The organism is Mesorhizobium sp. WSM4306, from assembly GCF_007003975.1.
In the GTDB taxonomy this organism is placed as follows: Bacteria; Pseudomonadota; Alphaproteobacteria; order Rhizobiales; family Rhizobiaceae; genus Mesorhizobium.
Window position 1 is genome coordinate 50034 of the sequence record NZ_VFTC01000025.1, and the last position, 20733, is coordinate 70766.

Consider the following 20733-nt stretch of genomic DNA (forward strand, 5'->3'; position numbering starts at 1 on the left):
GCGCGTCAGCCAGGCTGAACCTCGCCATCCGTCGCGCCGATCTTGCGCACCAGCGCCGCCGTCGCCAGGATCGAGCCCATATCGGCGATCATCGGCGCGATATGCTTGGTGTAATCAAGCGGCACGGAAATGGCGGGCAGTTCGAAAAAGTTCTTCGGCTGCGGCAAAAGCAGGAAACCGTCGCTGCCGTTGAGCGCGACCCGCGCCGGATCATCGCGCCATGTCTCATGCAGCCATTTCAGCGCCTGCGCCAGCCGGCCAGCTACCAGCGGTTGGGCAGCGGCGACATTGTCGGTGCGGAATTCATAGTCGCCATCGAGCAGGGGATCACCGCTCGACAGCTCCTGCATCTTGCCGGCGAAGATGCCGCGGAAGAAACCGACGACCGCATTGCTGCGCCGCGTCGCCACCAATGTGCCGGGAAATGGCGCGATCGTCTCGAAGGCGACGATGACGCCCTTGAAGACCGTCGACGAGCCTTTGCCCGTGCCCTGGCGCAACTCCGCCTCGTAAAGCTCGAACGGAAACTCCTCGTAGCGGCCTGACACGATGTCGTCGAAGCTTTGCCGGTTGAAGGCGCCGACCACGGCGCGCGGCAGCCGGTCGAAGGAATTCGGCGTCACGCTTTGCTGATAACGCACATCCCTGATGAAGCCGAAGATGATCGGCAGCAGCGTATCGCGAAACGATTGCTGCAGCCGCGTTGCCGGTCTCATCGCCACGAAATAGAGCAGCAGCGCCGCGAAGAAGCCGCCGATATAGAGAAACACATGCGGCGTCGAGAACCACTGCTCGTTCAAGTCGGCGACCTTGTTGAACAGCCAGGCGACCAGCGCAACAAAGACCAGCAGCAGCCCCAGAAACACCGGCACCCGCCAGCGCACCTGGCGATAGGCCGAGGCGCGTCCGGCCTCATAGGTTTCGATGTTCCTCCTGATGCCGGCGATGACCGTTTCATCAGGCATGAAATCCGCTGTTTCCATCGCCCCCTCGCAAGCTTGACTGTGTTCATGATAGCCGCTTTTGCGGGAAAGTCGTCAGTCGCCAAAGATTGCCCTCAGCCGGCCCTCGACCTTGCCCTTCATCCGCCCCGCCAGCGCCTCGACCGGAACCAGCCGCTCATGCCCGCCGGCACGCTTCCGCACGAAGGGATGCATCCGGTAACCTGCGATGGCGCCGCGCTTGCCGAGATCGGCGCTGACATCGACGACGAAAATGCCGCCGATGCGGCCGGGCCATGGCTGGCGCGCCAAAGCGGTACCGAGGAAGTCGCCGAGCCCATAGGCGACGAGCGTCTTGCCGACCCATTGCACCGGCTGCACGACATGGGCATGGTGGCCGGCAATCAGCCCGACACCATGCGAGGCAAGCTGTCTGGCCAGCGCCTGCGTCTGCGGGTGCGGAAAATGGCGGAACTCCCAGTCCCAATGCGGAATGGCGCAGCGCAGATCGATGTTCTTGCCGGCCGCGCCTCTGCGCCATGCCGTCGGATCGCTCTGCATCGATACAAGATCGGTGAATGGCACAGCGTCGGCATTGCGCCACAGTGTGAAGGCGGCAAAGCCGATCGTCAGTGGCCCGGCCTTGACCTGCTCGACCGGTCCCTTTTTTGCGGTGCCGATGGTTCGGATGCCGAGCCGCTTCAGCGCTGCAACGGTCTCGTCGAAACCGCCGACGCCCTGGTCCAGCACATGGTTGTTGGCCAGGGACAGCACCAGTTTTTCGCGCGCGATACCGACGGCGGTAAGTGCGTCGGCGAGAAACCGTTCGCTCATCGCATGGTGCGTGCCGAGCCGCGTGCCGAGTGCCATGCTCGGCCGCTCAACGACCGGACTTTCGCAATTGCCGATCACCAGATCGGCCGAGCCCAGCAGCTTTGCGATCATTGGATCGCACTCCGGCGCGCTGCGGTTGGCCACCGCCGAAATGTCGCCGACGAAAGCCAGCCGCACTCTCCGCGCCGGCGGCGGATCGATGATGGTTGTCGCGGCGATCGGGGCAAAGTCCCTGACATCGCCGCCGAGTGACGGCTTCAGGAAGCGCGGCAGCCATGACAGTTTGTAGGAAAGCGGATAATTTGACACGCGACGCCCAATCGTTTGCCTTGTGTAGACGGTCTGCCCGGGAAGTGTCGACCGTCAGGCCTTGAAACACTGCCGCCGGCAGACATGGCGCCAAATGCGTGTAATGTCCGCGCAGTCGCATAGTGGAGGAATGAGATGACACGTGTAGCAAGCTTGTTGGCGTCCGCCCTCCTTCTTTTGCTTCCCTTGTCTTCGGCATCCGCCGCCGCGCCCGAAGCGGCAACCGCGCTGTTCGAGGCTAAAACCGTGGCTGACCGCAACACCGCGCTCGCCACGCTCGAGGCCGCAGCGCCAGGCGATCCGGCAGCGGCCTATGCCGCCGGCGCCAGCGAATTCTTTACCGCGCTTGAGATCCTCGCCGGCGGCCTGCACCGCCACGGTTTCGAAAGCCCGCAATCCTTCATGCTGCCGCTGATGCGGCTGCCGGTTCCGGGCAATCCCAACCCCGAACCGCTGACCTATGAGCAGTTCCGCGCCATCCTGGTCGCTTTCCGCGACCGGCTGGAGAAATCCGCCGCCACGCTGGGCTCTGTACCGGCGGACGCCGATATCGGCATGGTCATCGACCTCACCCATGTCGGCATCGATCTCAATGAAGACGGCGCCATAGCGCCAGACGAAAGCATGGCCGCCATCATGGCTTCGCTTTCGCGCGGCGGCATCGCACCCGACGATACCGGGCCGCCGCTTGCCTTCCGCTTCGACCGCGCCGACGGTTACTGGCTGCAGGGCTACGCCGAATTCCTCATGGCTCAAGCCGATTTCTGGCTGGCGCATGATTTCAGGACCATGTTCGACGGCTCGTTCCACATGCTGTTCCCGCGCGCCAAACTACCACTGCAGGACATTCTCGTGCCGCTGGACGGCGGCACCAGCGGCGGCATGCTGGCCTCCGAATGGCGCATTGCCGACTTCATCTCGCTGGTGCATCTCGTCAACTGGCCGGTGGTCGAGCCGGAACGCCGGCAGGCGGCGCGCCGCCATTTGCTGGAGATGATCCGGCTATCACGCGAGGACTGGAGGGCGATCCGCGCCGAGACGGACAATGACCGCGAATGGCTGCCCGGCCCGCAGCAGAAGGGTGCCAACCCGCTGACCGGCCTCGAGGTCGGCGAGGAGCAGGTGCAGGCCTGGCTCGCCGCCTTGACCATGGCCGAGGATCTGCTCGAAGGCCGCGTGCTGCTGCCGCATTTCCGCATCGCCGACAAGGGCATCAACATGAAGCGCTTCTTCGAGGAGCCGAAAAATTTCGACCTGGTTCTGTCGATCACCGGCCCGGCCATCGCGCCCTATCTCGAGAGCGGCAAGATCCTGACCAGCGACGAGTTCGACCAGATACAGCGACAGTTCGGCGGCGCCGGGTTTTTGACCTTCGCACTGTGGTTCAACTGAGCAAGCCTTTAATCGATGCCAGGCTGACCTTCCACCTCTGCTCGCAGTTGATCGAGATAGTTGTCCGCGAAATCGATTTTCAGTTCCACGAACAAAGGCAGGTGATCGCTCATCTGGAAGGTCCGCCATTCATCTAGGTAATATGCAAGTCGTGCGGCCTTATCGTCAATAAGTTTGGTGTCGGCCGCTATACTGACATTCGCAGCAGCAATTGCTTTTGTTGCCACCTTCTTCTTGCTTTCGGAGGTGGCCGCTGCAAATTCCTGCTCCGCCTTCGCGAGATCAACCCTGGCTCCCGCAATACGCTTGTTGATGATTTGTAGAAGCGACGGATCGTGTTCGCTAAAGTCCTCATCGCGGAAAACGCAAGAGAAGAGGTTGAAGACCCCGTGCGCTTTGCCACTTTCTGGATTAGCGAGTGCTACCTCGTCCTTTTTCGGCAAAAAGGAAATCTGGTCGTAAAACTTCGTCTGCTTGGCGTTGCTCCCCTCTTTGTTCCGGAACACCTGAAAGCCATGCTTAGCCAGAGCGTCAAAAGTCTGCCCCTCGAAATTCTCGATATTGAAGTCACCGACGAGTATGTGATTGTAAGCCACATCAGCCTTGGCTCGATTGGCGATGAATCTCGCTACGCTGTCTATCTCAGCGACGCGCCGTTTGTATTCCGCCGAGTTGATTGAATCCGCGCCATAATAGATATGCACCGTAGCGAAATTGAACTTGAACCAGCCAGCTTGGAAGGTGCAAGAGAATGGCGTGCGTGCAAATTGCCGCTCCTTGGTCACATCCGAAATCTGCTGTTCGAAGGGTAGCACGATTTCACCGGCAATTCCCTTGAAGGTGATCTTGCTGCGGTTGAAAATGAACCCGAGGCGCTCGCTGTTCCCTCCTGGCCCTTCGGTAATGTCGGTGATGATGAAGGTGTGAGTCGGTCCAAGTATGCTCATCAACTGTTCAAATGGGGTTAGATCGTCGCATATCTCCTGTACCGCGATGATGTCGAATGCTGCAATCATTTCGGCGAGATAGTAGAATGACTCCTCTAATCGCGGGCCATAACCAAATCTATTGTCATCGAAGTTGCGTATGTTCCAAGTTCCGAGAAGAAGCGTTGAGCTCGCGGTCCTATTCGGCATATTTTCTCGAATTGCGTCTCGAATCCTAGCTAGGCCATCGATAGCCCGCAACCTCGCAACTCGCCTGAGTTTTGGCTCCAGTTGAGAGAAAGCGTACTTTAGCTTCCAGTAGGCAACCATTCTTCGCCCCAACTACTTTTCAATAAGTACAATAGAAGCACGACTCGAGTCTTTTTCAAAGCGGCCCCCCTCCTGACAGCCTGCTGTCAGCAGCCGCGTTCATCGGCACGCCTCGCGCCATCCCGCTCTTTCCATTTTGGCCGATACCTCCCATATTTGGGGCATGGCCAAACTTCCTGTCAAAAAGACACACTCGCTGGCGGGTGACACCAACGCTTCGCCGCCCAAGCGGCGCAGCCCGCTGACCGATTTCCTCGATGCCTCGGAGCCCCTGCACAAGGGCGGCTTCGCCGAGGCGCCGCAGGCCGACTTCACCGGCACGCCGCTGACCGGCTCGATTGCGGACTGGGCCGAGCAGATCGAGCAGGAAGCCGAGAAAGAAGGTCGCCTCTCCGGCAAGGACGGCAAATCGCCAAAGGCGGCGAAAAAGATCCCGGAGCGCTCCGCCGCGCCGGGACGCAGTTCGCGCGGCACCTCGATGGGCGGTGCGGCCACGGCCCGCGAACGCACGGCAGCGGGCCTCAACCCGGTCGCCGGCCTCGACATCTCGCTCGAAGACGCCGAGACTATGACCTCAAGCGGGGTCACCGCGACCGTCGCGGCGCTGTCGGCGCTGATCGAATCCGGCAATCCGCTGCACAAGGACGGCGTGCTGTGGACGCCGCACCGCCCTGCCCGCCCGGAAAAATCCGAAGGCGGCATCGCCATCAAGATGGTGTCGGATTTCGAGCCGGCCGGCGACCAGCCGACGGCGATCAAGGATCTCGTCGAAGGCGTCGACAATAACGACCGCACCCAGGTGCTGCTCGGCGTCACCGGCTCGGGCAAAACCTTCACCATGGCCAAGGTGATCGAGGAAACGCAGCGCCCTGCCTTGATCCTGGCGCCCAACAAGACGCTGGCCGCCCAGCTCTATTCCGAGTTCAAGAAATTCTTCCCCGACAATGCGGTGGAGTATTTCGTCTCCTATTACGACTACTACCAGCCGGAGGCCTACGTCCCGCGCACCGACACCTTCATCGAGAAGGAATCCTCGATCAACGAACAGATCGACCGCATGCGCCACTCGGCGACGCGCTCGCTGCTCGAGCGCGACGACGTCATCATCGTCGCCTCGGTGTCCTGCATCTACGGTATCGGTTCGGTCGAGACCTATACGGCGATGACCTTCCAGATGCAGATCGGCGACCGGCTCGACCAGCGCGCTCTGCTCGCCGACCTCGTTGCCCAGCAATACAAGCGCCAGGACATCAACTTCGTCCGCGGCTCGTTCCGCGTCCGCGGCGACACGATCGAAATCTTCCCGGCCCACCTTGAGGACCGTGCATGGCGCATCTCGATGTTCGGCGACGAGATCGAGGCGATCACCGAATTCGATCCGCTGACCGGCCAGAAGACCGGCGAGCTCAAAAGCGTCAAGATCTACGCCAACTCGCACTATGTGACGCCGCGCCCGACGTTGAATCAAGCTATCAAGTCGATCAAGGAAGAGCTCAAGCAGCGCCTGCAAGAGCTTGAAAAGGCTGGCCGCCTGCTGGAGGCGCAGCGGCTTGAGCAGCGCACCCGCTTCGATCTCGAAATGCTGGAAGCCACCGGTTCCTGTGCCGGCATCGAGAATTATTCGCGCTATCTCACCGGCCGCCAGCCGGGCGATCCGCCGCCGACCTTGTTCGAATACATCCCCGACAATGCGCTGGTCTTCGTCGACGAAAGCCACGTCACCGTGCCGCAGATCGGCGGCATGTATCGCGGCGACTTCAGGCGCAAGGCGACGCTGGCCGAGTATGGCTTCCGCCTGCCCTCCTGCATGGACAACCGTCCGCTGCGCTTCGAGGAATGGGACGCCATGCGCCCGCTCTCGGTCGCGGTTTCGGCGACGCCCGGCGGCTGGGAGATGGAACAGGCCGGCGGCGTGTTCGCCGAGCAGGTCATCCGCCCGACCGGCCTGATCGACCCGCCGGTCGAGGTGCGTCCGGCCAAGAGCCAGGTCGACGATGTCGTCGGCGAGATCCGCGACACCACGGCCGCCGGCTACCGCACGCTGGTCACGGTGCTGACCAAGCGCATGGCCGAGGACCTGACCGAATATCTGCATGAGCAAGGCATTCGCGTCCGCTACATGCACTCCGACATCGACACGCTGGAGCGCATCGAGATCCTTAGGGATTTGCGCCTCGGCGCCTTCGACGTGCTGGTCGGCATCAATCTGTTGCGCGAAGGCCTCGACATTCCCGAATGCGGTTTCGTCGCCATTCTCGATGCTGACAAGGAGGGCTTCCTGCGCTCGGAAACATCGCTGATCCAGACCATCGGCCGCGCCGCCAGAAACGTCGACGGCAAGGTCATCCTCTACGCCGACCAGATCACCGGCTCGATGGAGCGGGCGATGGCCGAGACCAACCGCCGCCGCGAAAAGCAGATGGAGTGGAACGCCGCCAACGGCATCACGCCGGAATCGGTGAAGTCGCGCATCTCCGACATTCTGGATTCGGTCTACGAGAAGGATCACGTCCGCGCCGACATCTCGCAGTTCACCGACAGCGCCGGCGCCATGATGGGCAACAATCTGAAGGCCCATCTCGACGCCATGGAGAAACAGATGCGCGACGCCGCCGCCAATCTCGACTTCGAAAAGGCCGCCCGCATCCGCGACGAGATCAAGCGGCTGCGCGAGATGGAACTGTCGATCTCCGACGACCCGCTGGCCAAATACGCCGACATGGAAAGCCCGGTCTCGGGCCGCGAAAAGGGCAAGCACAACAAGGGCGTGGCCAAGCATCGCACGGCTGAGGAACAGGAACGTTTCCGCAAGCTCGACGAAGCACGCGCCGCCGAAGAGGCCGCCAGGGCCGCCCGGCCCAACCTGTTCCGCAAGCCCGATCTCGACGAGATGGGCGCCGACGGCGCCGTGTCGGTGAAGAAGCCGCTGTTCGCCAAACCGTCGATCGACGACATGGGGCCTGGTACCGACATGCCTACACCGTCAGGCGCTATGTCGCGTTCGCTGTTCAAGAAACAGTCGGCGCAGGAAGCGCACGGCTCCGACTTCGGCATTCCGGGCGATGCCACCAAGCCGCTGTTCAAGAAGAATTCGCTTGACGAGATGACGGTGCGGCGGACTGAGAAGCCGGTCGAAGGAAAAGTGCCGGCCAAGCCCCAGCCAATCTCCCCCCTTGTGGGGGAGATGTCCGGCAGGACAGAGGGGGGCGCGAAGGATCGCAGCGATTCAGCCAAGCCCATCGTCCGCCAGCGCGCTGGTATTGGTTCCTACGAAGACCCAGGCGACGCGCGTCGTGAAAAGCGGCGGCCTGGCAAGACGGGGCGACCGGGAAAGTAGTTCATTCAAAACGCTGGCGGGACAGCGCCCCCCTCTGTCCTGCCGGACATCTCCCCCACGAGGGGGGAGATTGGCAGCTGCAGCGCTCCGCCCTGACGGTCCACTTGCCACCAACCCCGCCTTTGGTGTAATCGCTCCCGCACACTGAACGTCTTGTCTTGAAAGGAGGGCTCACGTGTTTACGTTTCATCGTCACCATCGTCACCATCGCCAGCGTGGCCCGATTTCTGCCCTGCGAGCTAGCTTGCAGGGCTGACCAGGGACATCACGGGTTTTTCCCGCTTCGATTTTTTGGTCTGTCCTTCGTGGTGCTGCAACGCCGAGCCTGATGGCCGGCACGCGCACCGTCAAAGTGCATCCGGAGTTGCCTCCGGCTAATTTAGACCAGAGAAATCACAATGGCCCTGATCAGCCTCAAATCCCTTGGCGTCACCCTGAGTGCGCCGCTGTTTTCCAACCTCGACCTCACCATCGGCACCGGCGACCGGCTCGGCATCGTTGCCGCCAACGGCCGCGGCAAGTCGACCTTGCTGAAGTGCCTGACCGGCGCGATGGAACCGACCTCCGGCGACATCACCCGCACGCGCGGCCTGCGCGTCGGCCATGTCGAGCAGTCGGTTCCCCCTGCCCTTCTCGGCCGCACCTTCCATCAGGTGGTGGCCGACGCCTTGCCGGCCGAGCAGGCCGACAGCGAGATGTGGCGGGTCGACGTGGTGCTGGACTCGCTCGACGTGCCCGAGCCGATGCGCGAGCGACCAATGCAGGCGCTGAGCGGCGGCTGGCAAAGGCTGGCGCTGATTGCCCGCGTCTGGGTCACCGACCCGGATGTGCTGTTGCTCGACGAACCAACCAACCATCTCGACCTCGCCAAGATCAGCCAGCTCGAAAGTTGGCTGAACGCGTTGCCGCGCGAGGTGCCGGTGGTCATCGCCAGCCACGACCGCGCCTTCCTTGACGCCGTCACCAACCGCACGCTCTTCCTGCGTCCGGAAGAATCGCCGGTGTTCACGCTAGCCTATTCGCGGGCGAGGCAGGCTCTCGACGAGCTCGATGCCTCGACGGCGCGCAGGTTCCAGCGCGACATGAAGGTGGCGCAGCAGCTGCGCAAGCAAGCCGCCAAGCTCAACAACATCGGCATCAATTCCGGCAGCGACCTTTTGACCGTGAAAACCAAGCAGTTGAGAGAGCGGGCGGAAAAGCTGGAAGACGCGGCGGTATCGGCGCATCGCGAGAAATCGGCCGGCGCAATCCGGCTGGCCAACCGCGGCACCCACGCCAAGGTGCTGATCACGCTTGACGACGCGGCGGTGGAAACGCCCGACGGCACGCTGCTGTTCAAAACCGGCAAGCGCCACATCTGCCAGGGCGACCGCATCGTGCTGCTCGGTCGCAACGGCGTCGGCAAGTCGCGTTTCGTCAACTTGATCCGCAACGCCATCGCCGAGCCGGACACGGTGCCGAATGTGAAGGTGACGCCGTCAACGGTGCTCGGCTACAGCGACCAGGCGCTGGCCGGCATCAGCGGCGACGACACGCCGCTGGCCATGGTCTCGCGCCGCTACGACGTCGGCGAGCAGCGTGCCCGCTCGCTGCTCGCCGGCGCCGGCGTGGTCATCGAGATGCAGGAGAAGAAGATCGGCGTGCTGTCCGGCGGCCAGAAGGCGCGGCTGATGATGCTGGCGCTCAGGCTCGCCAATCCCAACTTCTATCTGCTCGACGAACCGACCAACCATCTCGACATCGATGGCCAGGAAGCGCTGGAAGACGAATTGCTCAAGCATCAGGCGAGCTGCGTGCTCGCGTCCCACGACCGTTCCTTCATCCGCGCCATCGGCAACCGCTTCTGGCTGATCGACAGGCGGCGGCTGACCGAAGTCGAGGATCCGGAAGAATTCTTCCGATCGGTGGCCGAAGCAGGCGGTTGAGGGGCGAAGGATCGACGCTCGATGGACTTATGGGTGATCAATTCGTCTGTAAATTATCTGCTTACATACCCTTGATTTATGTAAGCAATATGTTTACATACGTCATGATCAAGTCCTTCAAGAATAAGGCGCTGTCGGACCTCTTTCAAACCGGGAAAACCGGCAAGATAGACGCCAAGATGCACAAGCGCATTCTTGTCCGGCTTGACCGCCTGGAAGCTTCAGAGAAGCCGGAGGAGATGAACCTCCCCGGCTTCGACTTCCACCCGCTGAAAGGCTTCGATCCCATCCGCTACACGGTCCATGTCAATGGCCCGTGGTGCATCACATTCGAATTCGACGGCATGGACGCCGCCCGCGTCGATTTCGAGCAATACCACTGAGGCGGCCAGATTGGAGAAGTTCGACTTATGACCGTGCACAAGCCGACGCGTCCGATTGAGCGTTGTCCCTCCCACCCGGGAGCGCTGCTTGAAGACATTATCCCGGCAACTGGAAAGACCAAGGTGGAAATCGCAAATCTGCTCGGGATCTCCCGACAGCAGCTCTATGACATCATCCGCGAAAAGAAACCGGTTTCGCCGGCTGTGGCTGCCCGCCTTGGGAAGCTGTTCGGCGACGGCGCCGCGATCTGGCTTCGGATGCAAGCGGCTTTCGATGCCTGGCACGCCGAGCGTGAAGTTGATGTTTCAGCCATTCCGACGCTCAAGGTTGCGTAGGCACATTCGGCGGCGTCTGAATGGGATATCAATTCTGCAGCAAAAAATTTCGACGACCTGTCGGATCGCCTGAACCTGCTGCGTCCTTGGGATGCCGACACGATGATGCCGGCTTCATCTGAGGAGAAAGCATCATGTCCATTCTGTCATCCATAGGCCGCGTCGCCACCCGTTACGCACAAAACCGCGCCCGCCATCGCAGCGAGCGCGAGCTGCTCGCCCTGCCGATCGAACTGCGCAAGGATATTGGCTGGCCGGAAATCGTCATCGACGCGCAAAACGGCCCGCGGATCTGCAGGGCGCCCTGACCATGCGGTCGGGAAATATCGATGCAGGCGGCCGCGGGGCGACCGTTGCTCAGTCATTCGTATCGCCCGACAGCGGTGTCGCCTGCATCGATCTGCGCATTTCGAACGCCTCGAACCAGCGCGTCAGCCGCACCCGCGCGCAAAACGACGGTAGCTGGCGGAACGCCATCCAGGATAGTGTGGTGGCCAGCGCTATGTGGCCGACATGGAGCGGCGCCTCATCGTCCAGCGTGCTGTCGATCCAGTCGTAGCTCGCCTCGATTTTTTCGCGGTAGCCTTCGGCAAGGGCGCCGTAACGCAATTGTTCGGGTCTTCTTTCCGTCTCCCAGCGCAAGGCTATGCCCGTCTGCGCCAACCCCTGGGCAACTGCTTGCAGCCGCAACGCTTGCCAGCGCGCCTCGCCGTCTGGCGGCAGCAGTTTGCGGCCGTCATGCAGCGTGTCGAGATAGGCGCAGATGACATCGGAATCGAAGAGCGGCGACGCGTCCGGCCGCAACAGCACCGGCACCTTGCCAAGCGGGTTTTCGGAATAGACGCGCGCATTGCGCAAAGTCGGGCTGGTCTCGTGATGAATGACCTCGAGCCGGTCGGCAAGGCCGACTTCATGGGCGAAGACCAGTGCCTTGCGCGCGAAGGGCGAGTGGGTCTGGTAGTAGAGGATCATTGTCGTCTCGGGGATTGAAGAAGCAGTCGCGTGTTCTAGCCTGCGGGTTGCGAGGATTGCGCTCTTAATGGGCGCCTCCGACGCAAGTTCATTTCATCCAAAAAAATCGCAGCGGCCATGTAGGATTGCCGCCGCCTCGTTCGTCCTAGGGTTCGCAAGACTAGATCAAGCGCCCAGACCAAACGCAAAGAGGAGCAAGACATGACCGACCAGACCCCCGTTCAGCCGGCCGCAAAAGTTCTCGGTGGATTGACCCCCTATCTGCAACTGGACGGCGCCTTCAGGGCCGCCGAATTCTACAAGAAGGCCTTCGGCGCCGAGCAGGTGTTCTTCTATCCGCCGGACGACCAGGGCCGCACCATGCACATTCATCTCCACATCAACGGCTCGACCTTGATGATTTCCGATTTCTACCCCGAAAACGGCATGCCCGCCGTCAAACCGCAGGGCTACACCATGCAGCTCCATCTCGGCGCCGACGAGATCGACGCCTGGTGGAAGCGCGCTGTCGATGCCGGCTGCGAAGTCGCCGTACCGCTCCAGTTGATGTTCTGGGGCGACCAATGGGGCAACATGCGCGACCCCTTCGGTGTCGAGTGGGCGATGAACGCGCCGGCGAAGAAAGGCTGACCATCGCCGACGACGAAGTCCCTCACCGGTTGGCGCCGGTGAGGGAGCATTTGAGACGTTCCAAGGAGAACCTCGTGTCCTATGTCGATGGTTTCGTGCTCGCCGTGCCCAAGGCTAATCTCGATGACTACAAGAAGCTGGCCAACCTCGCCGGCCCGATTTGGATGGAGCACGGCGCGCTCGCCTATGTCGAATGCATCGGTGACGACGTGCCTTATGGCGAAGTTACCTCGTTTCCGCGTGCCGTGCAGGCCAAGGACGACGAAGTGGTCATCTTCGCCTGGGCCGTCTATCAATCGCGCGCGAGCCGCGATGCCGTCATGGCCAAGGTGATGGCCGACCCGCGTTTTACACCCGATCGACCTATGCCCTTCGATATGAAGCGCATGATCTTCGGCGGCTTCCAACCGTTCGTGGAGCTGTAGCCGCTGCCTCAGGCCAGCTTGTCGAGGAGAGGCTTCAGCCGGTCCCCATAGCGCTTCCACAGATCGACCGACCCCTGATACATCGGCTGGCGCACCTGCGCGGCCGAAGCCGTGCGGACCGGCCGGTCGGTCTCGTGGAACGACAGCACCTTGTCATCCCAGGGCAGGCCGAGATGCGCGATCAGCGCCCGCGTCTGTCCCTCCTGATCGGCGACGAAATTCTCGTAGCGCACATCATGCACGACGCCGGGCAGCACGCTGCGCCAATGCGCCATGATGTCGGTGTAGAGATTGTGGAAGTCGGCGAGTTCGCCGAGATCATAACCGTAGCGGTGACTGTCGCCGCGGAAATGCACCTTGTAGATCGAAAGGCAGGTCGCCGCCGCATCGCGCGCGCAATGGATGATTTTCGCCTTCGGCAGCATCATATGGATAAAGCCGATGAGCAGGAAGTTGCCGGGCATCTTGTCGGTGACATGCCTGAAGTTGGGATAGCGGGCATGCAGCATGTCGAGATAGGCTCGGCCTGCCTCGGCAAACTCCGTGTCGGATACATCAATCAGCCCCCAGGGGAAGCCGCCGGGCATATTTGTCGGGAACTGCTTGCCGACCGCGGTCTTCAAAATGCTGAGCTCGCCCGCACCGTAGACCTCAGGATGGCTGGCGATGATCTGCTCGACCAGCGTCGTGCCCGAACGCGGCATGCCGACGACGAAGATCGGCGTGGCGTCCGATGCCGCGGCTGGCTTGTGCTTTTCGAAAAAGTCAGCGTCGAACACCGTCTTCATCGCATCGAATTCGGCGCGTGTCCTGACGGGATCGTAGTCGATGCCCTTGCGGCGAATGGCATTGCCTTCGGCGAAATAGTCGAAGGCCCTGTTGTAATCCTTCAAATCGTCATTGGCCTTGCCGAGGCCGAAGGAGAGCTGCATGCGCGCCAGGCTGTCGGCCGGCGCCTTGGCGTGCTGTGCCTCCATGCCGGCGAGTTCGGCGTCGCGCTCCTTCTGGCGCTTGACCTGCGTCAGCATCAGCCAGGCTTTGGCCATGCCCGGCGTGATCGCCAGCGCCTGCCGGAACATGTCGGCGGCTTCATAAAGCTTGCCTTTTTCCATCAGCCCGACGCCGAGCCCATGCAACAGGTCGGCATCCTTCGGCCGGATCGTCAACGCCTCGCGGAAGGTTGCCAGCGCCTCGTCCAGACGCCCGGCTTCCTGCAGCGTTTCGGCAAGCCCGATGCGGGCACGGACATGGAAGGGATTGCGCCCGACTGTGCCGCGATAAATGTCCTCCGCATCCTCGAACTGGCCAAGCTGTTTTAGCGCGGAACCCAGATTATCGCGTGCCGCGAGCTGGTCTGGCTTGAGATCGACCGCACCACGGAAGAAATCGGCCGCTGCTGCAACACGACCAAGATCGCGCATCACCGTGCCGAGATTGTTGAGGAAATCGGGATTCTTCGGCTGCAGACGCACCGACTGCTCGATCAGATCCAGCCCTTCGGCGCTGCGCCCGGTCTGGTGCAGCAGCAAGCCCAGGAAATGCGCAGCGGCCGCGTGATTGGCCTTGCGCGCCAGCACCTGCCGATAGAGCGTCTCGGCCTCCTGGCGGCGCCCTGCCTGATGCAGCTGCAGCGCCTGCTGCACATACTGGTCCAGGCCCAGCGGCGGCTGTCCGCCAGTTCCAGCACCCGCCGCTCTTCTCTGATCTCTGTTGATGGGAAACCTGCCGTGTTTGTCCGCTTGCCGGACCTAAGGCATGGAAGAGGCAGATTCAAGGGCAGATCGCAGCGGGTGTCGTCTTCGGTCCGGACAAGAACCGTGCGTAAAATCAAAGTGCTGCGGGGGTGTCCAGCCAGCGCGCTGCGCTGCAGCTCATGACAAAGCTCTCCCGGTCAAATCAGCCGGTTGCTTTCGGCAAGCTGGCGCTCCCTCCGCAACGTCCCGTCGGTGTCGGCGACCTTGCGCCGTGCCGCTTCGTCGCTCCTTATCGTCAGGCGCACAGAGAGGGCTTTCGGGAAAGCGACGGTTGGCGCGATGGTTATGGCCGGGCCGTCCGGTGTTTTCATGATTTTCATAGTTTTCGCCTTTTCAGGAAAAATAAAAGCAGGCGACAGGACAATTATTCCGGCGCGCCGTTGATAAAGGATCTGTTGAGATCATGACATCATAGCAGTTTTATCCAAGAGTTATATGTGTGAAATTTTCAAGATGGTCGAATCGATCCAGAAATTATCTTGAACAAGCCACTGTTTAAGGCTATGAGTTGTAAGATCGCTTTTTGGGCCAAGCTTGGCATATCGCGGCGTCAGAAGTTCTCGACCCGCCAAACTCATTCCAAATCGCCGATATCTGAATTGCCGGCACAGTGGCGTGCAGCGCGTCCAGGCGGAACCAGAGCCAAGCCAATGTCGGAGCGCACCACCCATTCCATCGCCCATTTCGCGGCACCCTTCGTGCTCGGCGGACTGGAAGGGCAACTGCCGGCCGGCGACTATGACATCGATCACGATGAAGAGCTGGTCGAGGGCATGTCGCGGCTTGCCTGGCGTCGCGTCGCCACCTTCATCCATTTGCCGGCAAGGGCAGTGAAGAACCCGACCACCAGCCAGCTTGTCGCCATAGACTACCTCGAACTCGAAACAGCGCTGAGGCGCGACCAGGAGAACGCAGCATGATCCGCTTCCAGCAGAATGCGCGTCCGCGCACCGACACGCCCTCGCACCGCTTCGCCGTCGGCCAGACGGTACGCATGAAGAGCCGCATCGGAATGCTCCAGAAGCCCGTGGAATTGTTTGAGATCAAGAGCAGGTTGCCGGTCAAGGACGGCTCGCCGCAATACCGCATCCGCAGCGAGCAGGAGACCTATGAGCGGGTCACCACGGAAGACAATCTCGAAGTGGCCGACGATCCGGTTGCTGCCAACAACCCGGCCGCCTGAAACGCCGGCAAAGCCAAGCCAACACGTACCATGTCCAAGGGTCAACCGCGAAACGCGCAAACGGAAGAAGGATAAGGTCGTGGCCAAGCCCGCCGCCCCCTTCGGCTCGTCGGTCGAGCAGGCCGAGAGTGGCCTGAAGCCGAAATCCAAAAACTGACCAGCCAGGGGCGCTTCGTGCGCCCCTCCGTCGCCTTAGAGCAATTCCAGGAAAGTGTGAGCGGTTTTCCGTCCGGAATTGCGAAAAAACAGAGAGATAGAGCGGTTCGCCGTTTCCGGGAAACGCTGGCGCGGCTATCCGTCCCCGGGGCGAGCCACAGGTCTCGCCCCATTCTTCGCCCGCTCAGCAGGGACCGTTATCGACGACGCGATAGTCGGCGGCACGTGCCTCGCAGGCATTGGGGAAGGTGTGCAGTTCGCCATGACGGCGGGCGCAGACGGGCGCATATTCGCGTGTGCAGAACGTCGGCTCCTCGCTGCCGCCGCCACCACCGTCTCGGCAAGGGCCGTCGCGCACGATGCGGTAGCCCGAGCGCTCTGCGAGGCAGGCATTGGCGAAGGTCTGGCGGTCACCGCCGCGCCGCGCGCAGACCGGCTCATATTCCCTGGTGCAGAATTCCGGTTCCGGCCGTGGCGGGCGCGGACGCGGTCCCGGCCCGTCATCGACGACGACAGTGCAGGCCGCGAGAAGACCCGACAGGAAGAGAATGGCAAAACCCTGGCGCGAGAAGATCGTCGCAAGAAATCTCATGAATATGCCTCCCTCGAGACCCCGTCCCGGCGCAAAACGCGCCTGTCGATCCTCGCCATTCCCTTGCCAAATGCAACCTCTGTTTGCGGCGCGGCGGAGCCATGCGATACCCTCTCCCGCACTGCTTTAACCTTGGCCTATATCAGCTGGACCATGCGTGGCCGGGCTCTGGCTGATGACCGCCAACGGGGCCAGGTTTATCGAAGCGCCTGCGTTGGGATGCGTCGATGGGCGCCGCCCGCGGCGCTATCTTGCAACTATCACGTTTCCGTGCGATAAATTTTGTGTTCGGGCATTTGCGACCCGGAGAGCGGAACGTTTTGGACGACCTTTCCCCGATACTGTGAATCTCTGACGGCCCCGTTTTCGGCGGGGGGTTTTACCATGCGCGAATGCAGGACTGCCGAAGCAACCACCGGGACTTGCCCACGATGCCAGGCGGCGGGCAAACCACAAGACTGACACGGGTGAAGGAGTTTCCCCAATGGCCCAGACCGGCACCGTTAAATTCTTCAACGCGACCAAAGGCTTCGGCTTCATCACGCCCGACGGCGGCGCCAAGGATGTATTCGTCCACATTTCCGCGATCGAGGCATCGGGCCTGCGTACCCTCGTCGACGGCCAGAAGGTCACCTTCGACGTTGAACCCGACCGCATGGGCAAGGGTCCGAAGGCGGTCAATCTCCGCGCGGCCTGAACCGACGGTGCCCGCGCGCCCGCCAGGGCGCGCGAAAAAGCACTTGAAACATGCTCGAAGCGGCTTTGTCAGCCGTCCCAGAGTTTTCGAAGGCGCGACGTTCCGGTCGCGCCTTTTTCATGTCCGCCGTCGCCGTGGCAAAGGACGCTCGACCTGTTCAGGGAATGGCTGATCGTCGGAGCGGTCGTCTGCCGCGAACTGCCTTCGCTGCAACGATCTATTTGAGACCCCTTGACCGTTGCCGCCCTCGCCAAAACTTTCTCTTGCCGATAGCGCTAAAATAAAGGACAAATTTCCCTTCGGGCATTTGCCGGCCCGAAACTGACTTTATGGGATCAAAGGGAGCTTCCCATGCCGCAGACCGGCACCGTCAAATTCTTCAATCATGCCAAAGGCTTCGGCTTCATCACGCCGGACGACGGCCAGAAGGATGTCTTCGTCCACATTTCCGCCGTGCAGGCGTCGGGTCTTCCTGGTCTGGAGGATGGGCAGAAAGTGACATTCGACACCGAGCCTGACAAACGCGGCAAGGGTCCGAAGGCCGTCAACCTGTCGGTCGGCTAAGCCGGCTCAAGACAGTCTGGACGGAGATTGATGAGGCGGAGCGCCTTCCGCGAGCGTGTGGTTTTTGCCGCATGACCTGAAGCATATCAGCAAATTCCGTTCAGCCCCCGTTCAGCCACGGTCTCCTATTAATCGTCCTCAAGGCCGGACCGCATCCCCGAAAACTACCCGGGCCGGCACGAAGGAGACCAAAATGAATCGCATTTTCAAAACCGCCATCCTGGGCGCCGCTCTCGCCGCGACCACGCTCGCCACTCTGCCCGCCGCCAACGCCGACGAATGGCGCCATCGCCATCATGGCCGTCACCACAATGGCGACGCCATTGCCGCCGGTGTCGTCGGCCTTGCGGCCGGCGCCCTGATCGCCGGTGCGCTGAGCAACCCGCAACCGCGCTACAGCAGCTATGACGACGACTACGACTATCGCGAAGTGCGGCCGGTCCGCCGTTACTATGCCGAGCCGCGCGTCGTCTATGCCGACCGCTATGCCGAGCCATGGACCCGCGACTGGTACGAATACTGCTCGGACCGCTACCGGACCTTCAATGCCCGCAGCGGCACGTTCACCGGCAATGACGGCGAGCAGCATTTCTGCACCGCTAACTGAAGGCTTCCCTGCCCCAAACAAAAAAGCGCTGACCGCAAGGCCAGCGCTTTTTTGTGTTCCGCGCTGATGCATCCGGGTCGGGAGTTTAGGTCAGGAATGGATTGGTCCGCCTCTCCTCGCCAAAACGGCCACCCGGGCCATGGCCGCAGATGAAGCCGATATCGTCGCCGAGCGGCAAGAGCTTGGTCTTGATCGAGGCGATCAGCGTCGCATGGTCGCCGCCCGGCAGGTCGGTGCGTCCCACCGAGCCGCGAAACAGCACATCGCCGACATGGGCGAACTTGGCCGCGCGGTTATAATAGACGACATGGCCCGGCGCATGGCCGGGGCAATGCAGCACCTCGAACACATGCGAACCGAACGACACGGTTTCGCCTTCGGTGAGGAACCGGTCGGGAACGCAGTTGCGCACCCCTGCAATGCCGTAGCGCTGGCCCTGCTTCTCGAGATTGTCGAGAAGCAGCTTGTCGGCCTCGTGCGGGCCGATGATCTCGACGCCGAGCGCCTCTTTCAATTCCATGGCGCCACCGGCATGATCGATATGGCCATGGGTGATCCAGATCGCCCCGGCCGAGATCGCATTGTCCTTCAGCAACGCCAGCACCTTGTCGATGTCGCCACCCGGATCGACGACGACGCCATGCTTGTCATCCATGTCGAACAGGATGGTGCAGTTCTGCTGGAAGGGCGTGACCGGCACGATGCCGGCATTGAGCTGACCCATGATTGTCCTTTCGCTGTGTCTCGCGTGATGTAGAGGCACAGGCAGGCAACGTCCACAGCTCCGCGACAATCTTGATAGACCCGAAAACAGATATGGGCGGCCCAACGGCCGCCCATATGACGAAGTCCGAGATGTCGAGGCTTATTTCTTCATCGCGCCCATGACCGCACCGATGATGCCGGTCAGGATCGCGCCGCCGCCTGCGCCGCCGACGAGGTTTTCGATGTTCAACGCGCTGCCCAACCCGCCGGTTGCCGCCGCAGCCGCTGCCGGGTCGACCGTGCCGCCGCCGAGCAGGCTGCCGAGGATCGCCGCGCCGCCGACGCCGCCAATGGCGCCACCCAGGATTTTGGTCAACTGGCCCATCGCCGCATTCTTCAGCGCAACGCCGATTGCCTGACCACCGACAACACCCGCTATTACCTGCACAACGATCGCAATGAGCGTGTTCGTATCCATGTACCTAGTCCCTCCATAGCTGCCAGCCTCCCGGGCCGACACCATCATGAGACGCCGAATTAGACGAAAGTCAAATGCGTAGATGCTGAAATAAAAGGGGCGGCCCTAAAACCGCCCCTGCTTGCGAAAAAAGCTGTGATTTCCGTTATTCTGCGGCAATCGCATGCTTAGGCTGCACTGCGGCAGAATAGTCGTTCATCAAAGTTTTGGCGATCTCGCCGACCTCGAATCGGTAGGGGCCGATCTCGGAAACCGGCGTCACTTCCGCCGCCGTTCCGGTGAGGAAGCACTGTTCGAAGCCTTCGAGTTCCTCAGGCATGATGGCGCGCTCGATCACCTCAAGGCCACGGTCCTTGGCGAGGCCAATGACGGTGCGGCGAGTGATGCCGTCGAGGAAGCAATCGGGCTTGGGCGTGTGGATCTTGCCGTCCTTGACGAAGAAGATGTTGGCGCCCGTGGCTTCCGCGACCTGGCCGCGCCAGTCGAGCATCATGGCGTCGGCATAGCCCTTGGCTTCGGCCGCATGCTTGGACATGGTGCAGATCATGTAGAGGCCGGCGGCCTTCGATTTCGACGGCGCCGTGCGCGGGTCGGGCCGGCGCCATTCCGCCAGATCGAGACGGATGCCCTTGAGCTTCTGCGCCGGATCGAAATAGCTCGGCCATTGCCAGATGGCGATGGCGCAGTTGATGCGGCTGTTCTGCGCCGACACGCCCATCTGTTCGCTGCCGCGCCAGGCGATCGGCCTGACATAGGCGTCCTGGAAACCCTGCTTCTTCAGAAGCGTGGTCGAGGCGTCGTTGAGCTCGGCCACCGAATAGGGAATCTTGAAGCCGAGCAGGCGCGCTGATTCATGCAGGCGCTCGGTATGCTCGTTCAGCTTGAAAATCGCGCCGCCATAGGCGCGCTCGCCCTCGAAGACGGCGCTGGCATAGTGCAGGCCGTGGGTCAGCACGTGGATCTTGGCGTCGGCCCATTTGACGAACTCGCCGTTCATCCAGATGAAACCTTCCAGCTGGTCGAAGGGAACGGATGCCATGGAAACCTCCCGCGGGCGGCGACCCGCACATCATTGGTGTTGTTGTTTGTTTCGCGACAGCCGCATCGGGCGGCCGGGTATCTGGAAGCGTAAGCCGATAATCGAACTCTGGCAAACTCAGGAAGTTCCGGAAAAACCGCGCTCCCTTGCCTTTTCGTTCGCAATCCGCCCAAAAGCTTGTCAAAAATTACCATTGCGGGGAAATTACGTCAATAGTA

General features: G+C 61.6%; 23 protein-coding genes. 13 read left to right on the forward strand and 10 right to left on the reverse strand.

What is annotated here, in order from left to right; translation table 11 throughout:
• Nucleotides 1–5: 5 nt before the first annotated feature.
• Together FJV77_RS24665 and FJV77_RS24670 are read right to left on the reverse strand one after the other, a co-directional pair.
• Nucleotides 6–983 carry a DUF3137 domain-containing protein gene (locus FJV77_RS24665; RefSeq protein ID WP_142869198.1) on the reverse strand — a complete coding sequence of 326 codons (978 nt, stop codon included), beginning with the start codon at nt 981–983 and terminating at the stop codon, nt 6–8.
• Between the two features lie 54 nt (nt 984–1037).
• Nucleotides 1038–2084 (reverse strand): CapA family protein, encoded by a 1047-nt coding sequence (locus tag FJV77_RS24670; protein ID WP_142869199.1) that lies wholly within the window; start codon nt 2082–2084, stop codon nt 1038–1040.
• Nucleotides 2085–2219: 135 nt separating this feature from the next.
• On the opposite strand from FJV77_RS24670, the gene FJV77_RS24675 reads away from it, so the two are divergent.
• Nucleotides 2220–3476: a hypothetical protein gene (locus tag FJV77_RS24675; protein WP_142869200.1), complete on the forward strand. Its 1257-nt coding sequence runs from the start codon at nt 2220–2222 to the stop codon at nt 3474–3476.
• Nucleotides 3477–3484: 8 nt separating this feature from the next.
• On the opposite strand, the gene FJV77_RS24680 is transcribed toward FJV77_RS24675, so the two are convergent.
• Nucleotides 3485–4612, reverse strand: a complete 1128-nt coding sequence (locus tag FJV77_RS24680; RefSeq protein WP_210246356.1) for an endonuclease/exonuclease/phosphatase family protein — start codon at nt 4610–4612, stop codon at nt 3485–3487.
• Nucleotides 4613–4895: 283 nt separating this feature from the next.
• On the opposite strand from FJV77_RS24680, the gene uvrB reads away from it, so the two are divergent.
• From uvrB to FJV77_RS32490, 5 genes are all read left to right on the forward strand, one after another.
• Nucleotides 4896–8069 carry an excinuclease ABC subunit UvrB gene (uvrB, locus tag FJV77_RS24685; protein ID WP_142869201.1) on the forward strand — a complete coding sequence of 1058 codons (3174 nt, stop codon included), beginning with the start codon at nt 4896–4898 and terminating at the stop codon, nt 8067–8069.
• 398 nt (nt 8070–8467) lie between these two features.
• Nucleotides 8468–9994: an ABC-F family ATP-binding cassette domain-containing protein gene (locus FJV77_RS24690; protein WP_142869202.1), complete on the forward strand. Its 1527-nt coding sequence runs from the start codon at nt 8468–8470 to the stop codon at nt 9992–9994.
• A 104-nt stretch (nt 9995–10098) separates the two neighbouring features.
• Entirely contained in the window at nt 10099–10377 is a 279-nt protein-coding gene (locus tag FJV77_RS24695) for a type II toxin-antitoxin system RelE/ParE family toxin (protein WP_142869261.1), read from the forward strand.
• Between the two features lie 27 nt (nt 10378–10404).
• A complete protein-coding gene (locus FJV77_RS24700) occupies nt 10405–10713 on the forward strand; it encodes a HigA family addiction module antitoxin (protein ID WP_142869203.1) in 309 nt (102 codons plus the stop codon).
• A gap of 134 nt (nt 10714–10847) precedes the next feature.
• Complete coding sequence (locus tag FJV77_RS32490) at nt 10848–11021, forward strand: hypothetical protein (RefSeq protein ID WP_185970417.1); 174 nt, start codon at nt 10848–10850, stop codon at nt 11019–11021.
• A gap of 49 nt (nt 11022–11070) precedes the next feature.
• Here FJV77_RS32490 and FJV77_RS24705 read toward each other — a convergent pair whose 3' ends face one another.
• Nucleotides 11071–11685: a glutathione S-transferase gene (locus FJV77_RS24705; RefSeq protein ID WP_142869204.1), complete on the reverse strand. Its 615-nt coding sequence runs from the start codon at nt 11683–11685 to the stop codon at nt 11071–11073.
• A gap of 201 nt (nt 11686–11886) precedes the next feature.
• Between FJV77_RS24705 and FJV77_RS24710 the strand changes: the two genes are divergently transcribed.
• Both FJV77_RS24710 and FJV77_RS24715 read left to right on the forward strand, forming a co-directional pair.
• Nucleotides 11887–12315 carry a glyoxalase/bleomycin resistance/extradiol dioxygenase family protein gene (locus FJV77_RS24710; protein ID WP_142869205.1) on the forward strand — a complete coding sequence of 143 codons (429 nt, stop codon included), beginning with the start codon at nt 11887–11889 and terminating at the stop codon, nt 12313–12315.
• A gap of 74 nt (nt 12316–12389) precedes the next feature.
• Nucleotides 12390–12740, forward strand: coding sequence for a DUF1428 family protein (locus FJV77_RS24715; RefSeq protein WP_142869206.1), 351 nt, complete (start codon nt 12390–12392; stop codon nt 12738–12740).
• An 8-nt stretch (nt 12741–12748) separates the two neighbouring features.
• Here the strand turns inward: FJV77_RS24715 and FJV77_RS24720 are convergent, their stop codons facing one another.
• Nucleotides 12749–14383, reverse strand: coding sequence for a sulfotransferase (locus FJV77_RS24720; RefSeq protein WP_142869207.1), 1635 nt, complete (start codon nt 14381–14383; stop codon nt 12749–12751).
• A 248-nt stretch (nt 14384–14631) separates the two neighbouring features.
• Nucleotides 14632–14814: a hypothetical protein gene (locus FJV77_RS24725; protein ID WP_142869208.1), complete on the reverse strand. Its 183-nt coding sequence runs from the start codon at nt 14812–14814 to the stop codon at nt 14632–14634.
• A gap of 330 nt (nt 14815–15144) precedes the next feature.
• Between FJV77_RS24725 and FJV77_RS24730 the strand changes: the two genes are divergently transcribed.
• Entirely contained in the window at nt 15145–15414 is a 270-nt protein-coding gene (locus FJV77_RS24730; RefSeq protein WP_142869209.1) for a hypothetical protein, read from the forward strand.
• Nucleotides 15411–15677: a hypothetical protein gene (locus FJV77_RS24735; RefSeq protein ID WP_142869210.1), complete on the forward strand. Its 267-nt coding sequence runs from the start codon at nt 15411–15413 to the stop codon at nt 15675–15677. The genes FJV77_RS24730 and FJV77_RS24735 overlap by 4 nt, the downstream gene beginning before the upstream one ends.
• A gap of 340 nt (nt 15678–16017) precedes the next feature.
• Here the strand turns inward: FJV77_RS24735 and FJV77_RS24745 are convergent, their stop codons facing one another.
• On the reverse strand, nt 16018–16425 hold the full coding sequence (locus tag FJV77_RS24745) for a Kazal-type serine protease inhibitor domain-containing protein (protein WP_142869211.1): 408 nt from the start codon (nt 16423–16425) through the stop codon (nt 16018–16020).
• Between the two features lie 484 nt (nt 16426–16909).
• Here FJV77_RS24745 and FJV77_RS24750 point away from each other — a divergent pair, with 484 nt between their 5' ends.
• The 3 genes from FJV77_RS24750 to FJV77_RS24760 all read left to right on the forward strand — a co-directional run bounded on the left by FJV77_RS24750 (nt 16910) and on the right by FJV77_RS24760 (nt 18293).
• Nucleotides 16910–17122 carry a cold-shock protein gene (locus FJV77_RS24750; protein ID WP_006202520.1) on the forward strand — a complete coding sequence of 71 codons (213 nt, stop codon included), beginning with the start codon at nt 16910–16912 and terminating at the stop codon, nt 17120–17122.
• Between the two features lie 351 nt (nt 17123–17473).
• Nucleotides 17474–17686 carry a cold-shock protein gene (locus FJV77_RS24755; RefSeq protein WP_112561038.1) on the forward strand — a complete coding sequence of 71 codons (213 nt, stop codon included), beginning with the start codon at nt 17474–17476 and terminating at the stop codon, nt 17684–17686.
• 193 nt (nt 17687–17879) lie between these two features.
• Entirely contained in the window at nt 17880–18293 is a 414-nt protein-coding gene (locus FJV77_RS24760; RefSeq protein ID WP_142869212.1) for a BA14K family protein, read from the forward strand.
• Between the two features lie 85 nt (nt 18294–18378).
• On the opposite strand, the gene FJV77_RS24765 is transcribed toward FJV77_RS24760, so the two are convergent.
• The 3 genes from FJV77_RS24765 to FJV77_RS24775 form a co-directional block, all read right to left on the reverse strand.
• Nucleotides 18379–19017: an MBL fold metallo-hydrolase gene (locus FJV77_RS24765; RefSeq protein ID WP_142869213.1), complete on the reverse strand. Its 639-nt coding sequence runs from the start codon at nt 19015–19017 to the stop codon at nt 18379–18381.
• 141 nt (nt 19018–19158) lie between these two features.
• On the reverse strand, nt 19159–19476 hold the full coding sequence (locus tag FJV77_RS24770) for a hypothetical protein (protein WP_112561041.1): 318 nt from the start codon (nt 19474–19476) through the stop codon (nt 19159–19161).
• 145 nt (nt 19477–19621) lie between these two features.
• The gene (locus tag FJV77_RS24775) at nt 19622–20515 is read right to left on the reverse strand and encodes a branched-chain amino acid aminotransferase (protein WP_112561042.1); all 894 of its coding nucleotides are present in this window, start codon (nt 20513–20515) and stop codon (nt 19622–19624) included.
• Between the last annotated feature and the right edge of the window lie 218 nt (nt 20516–20733).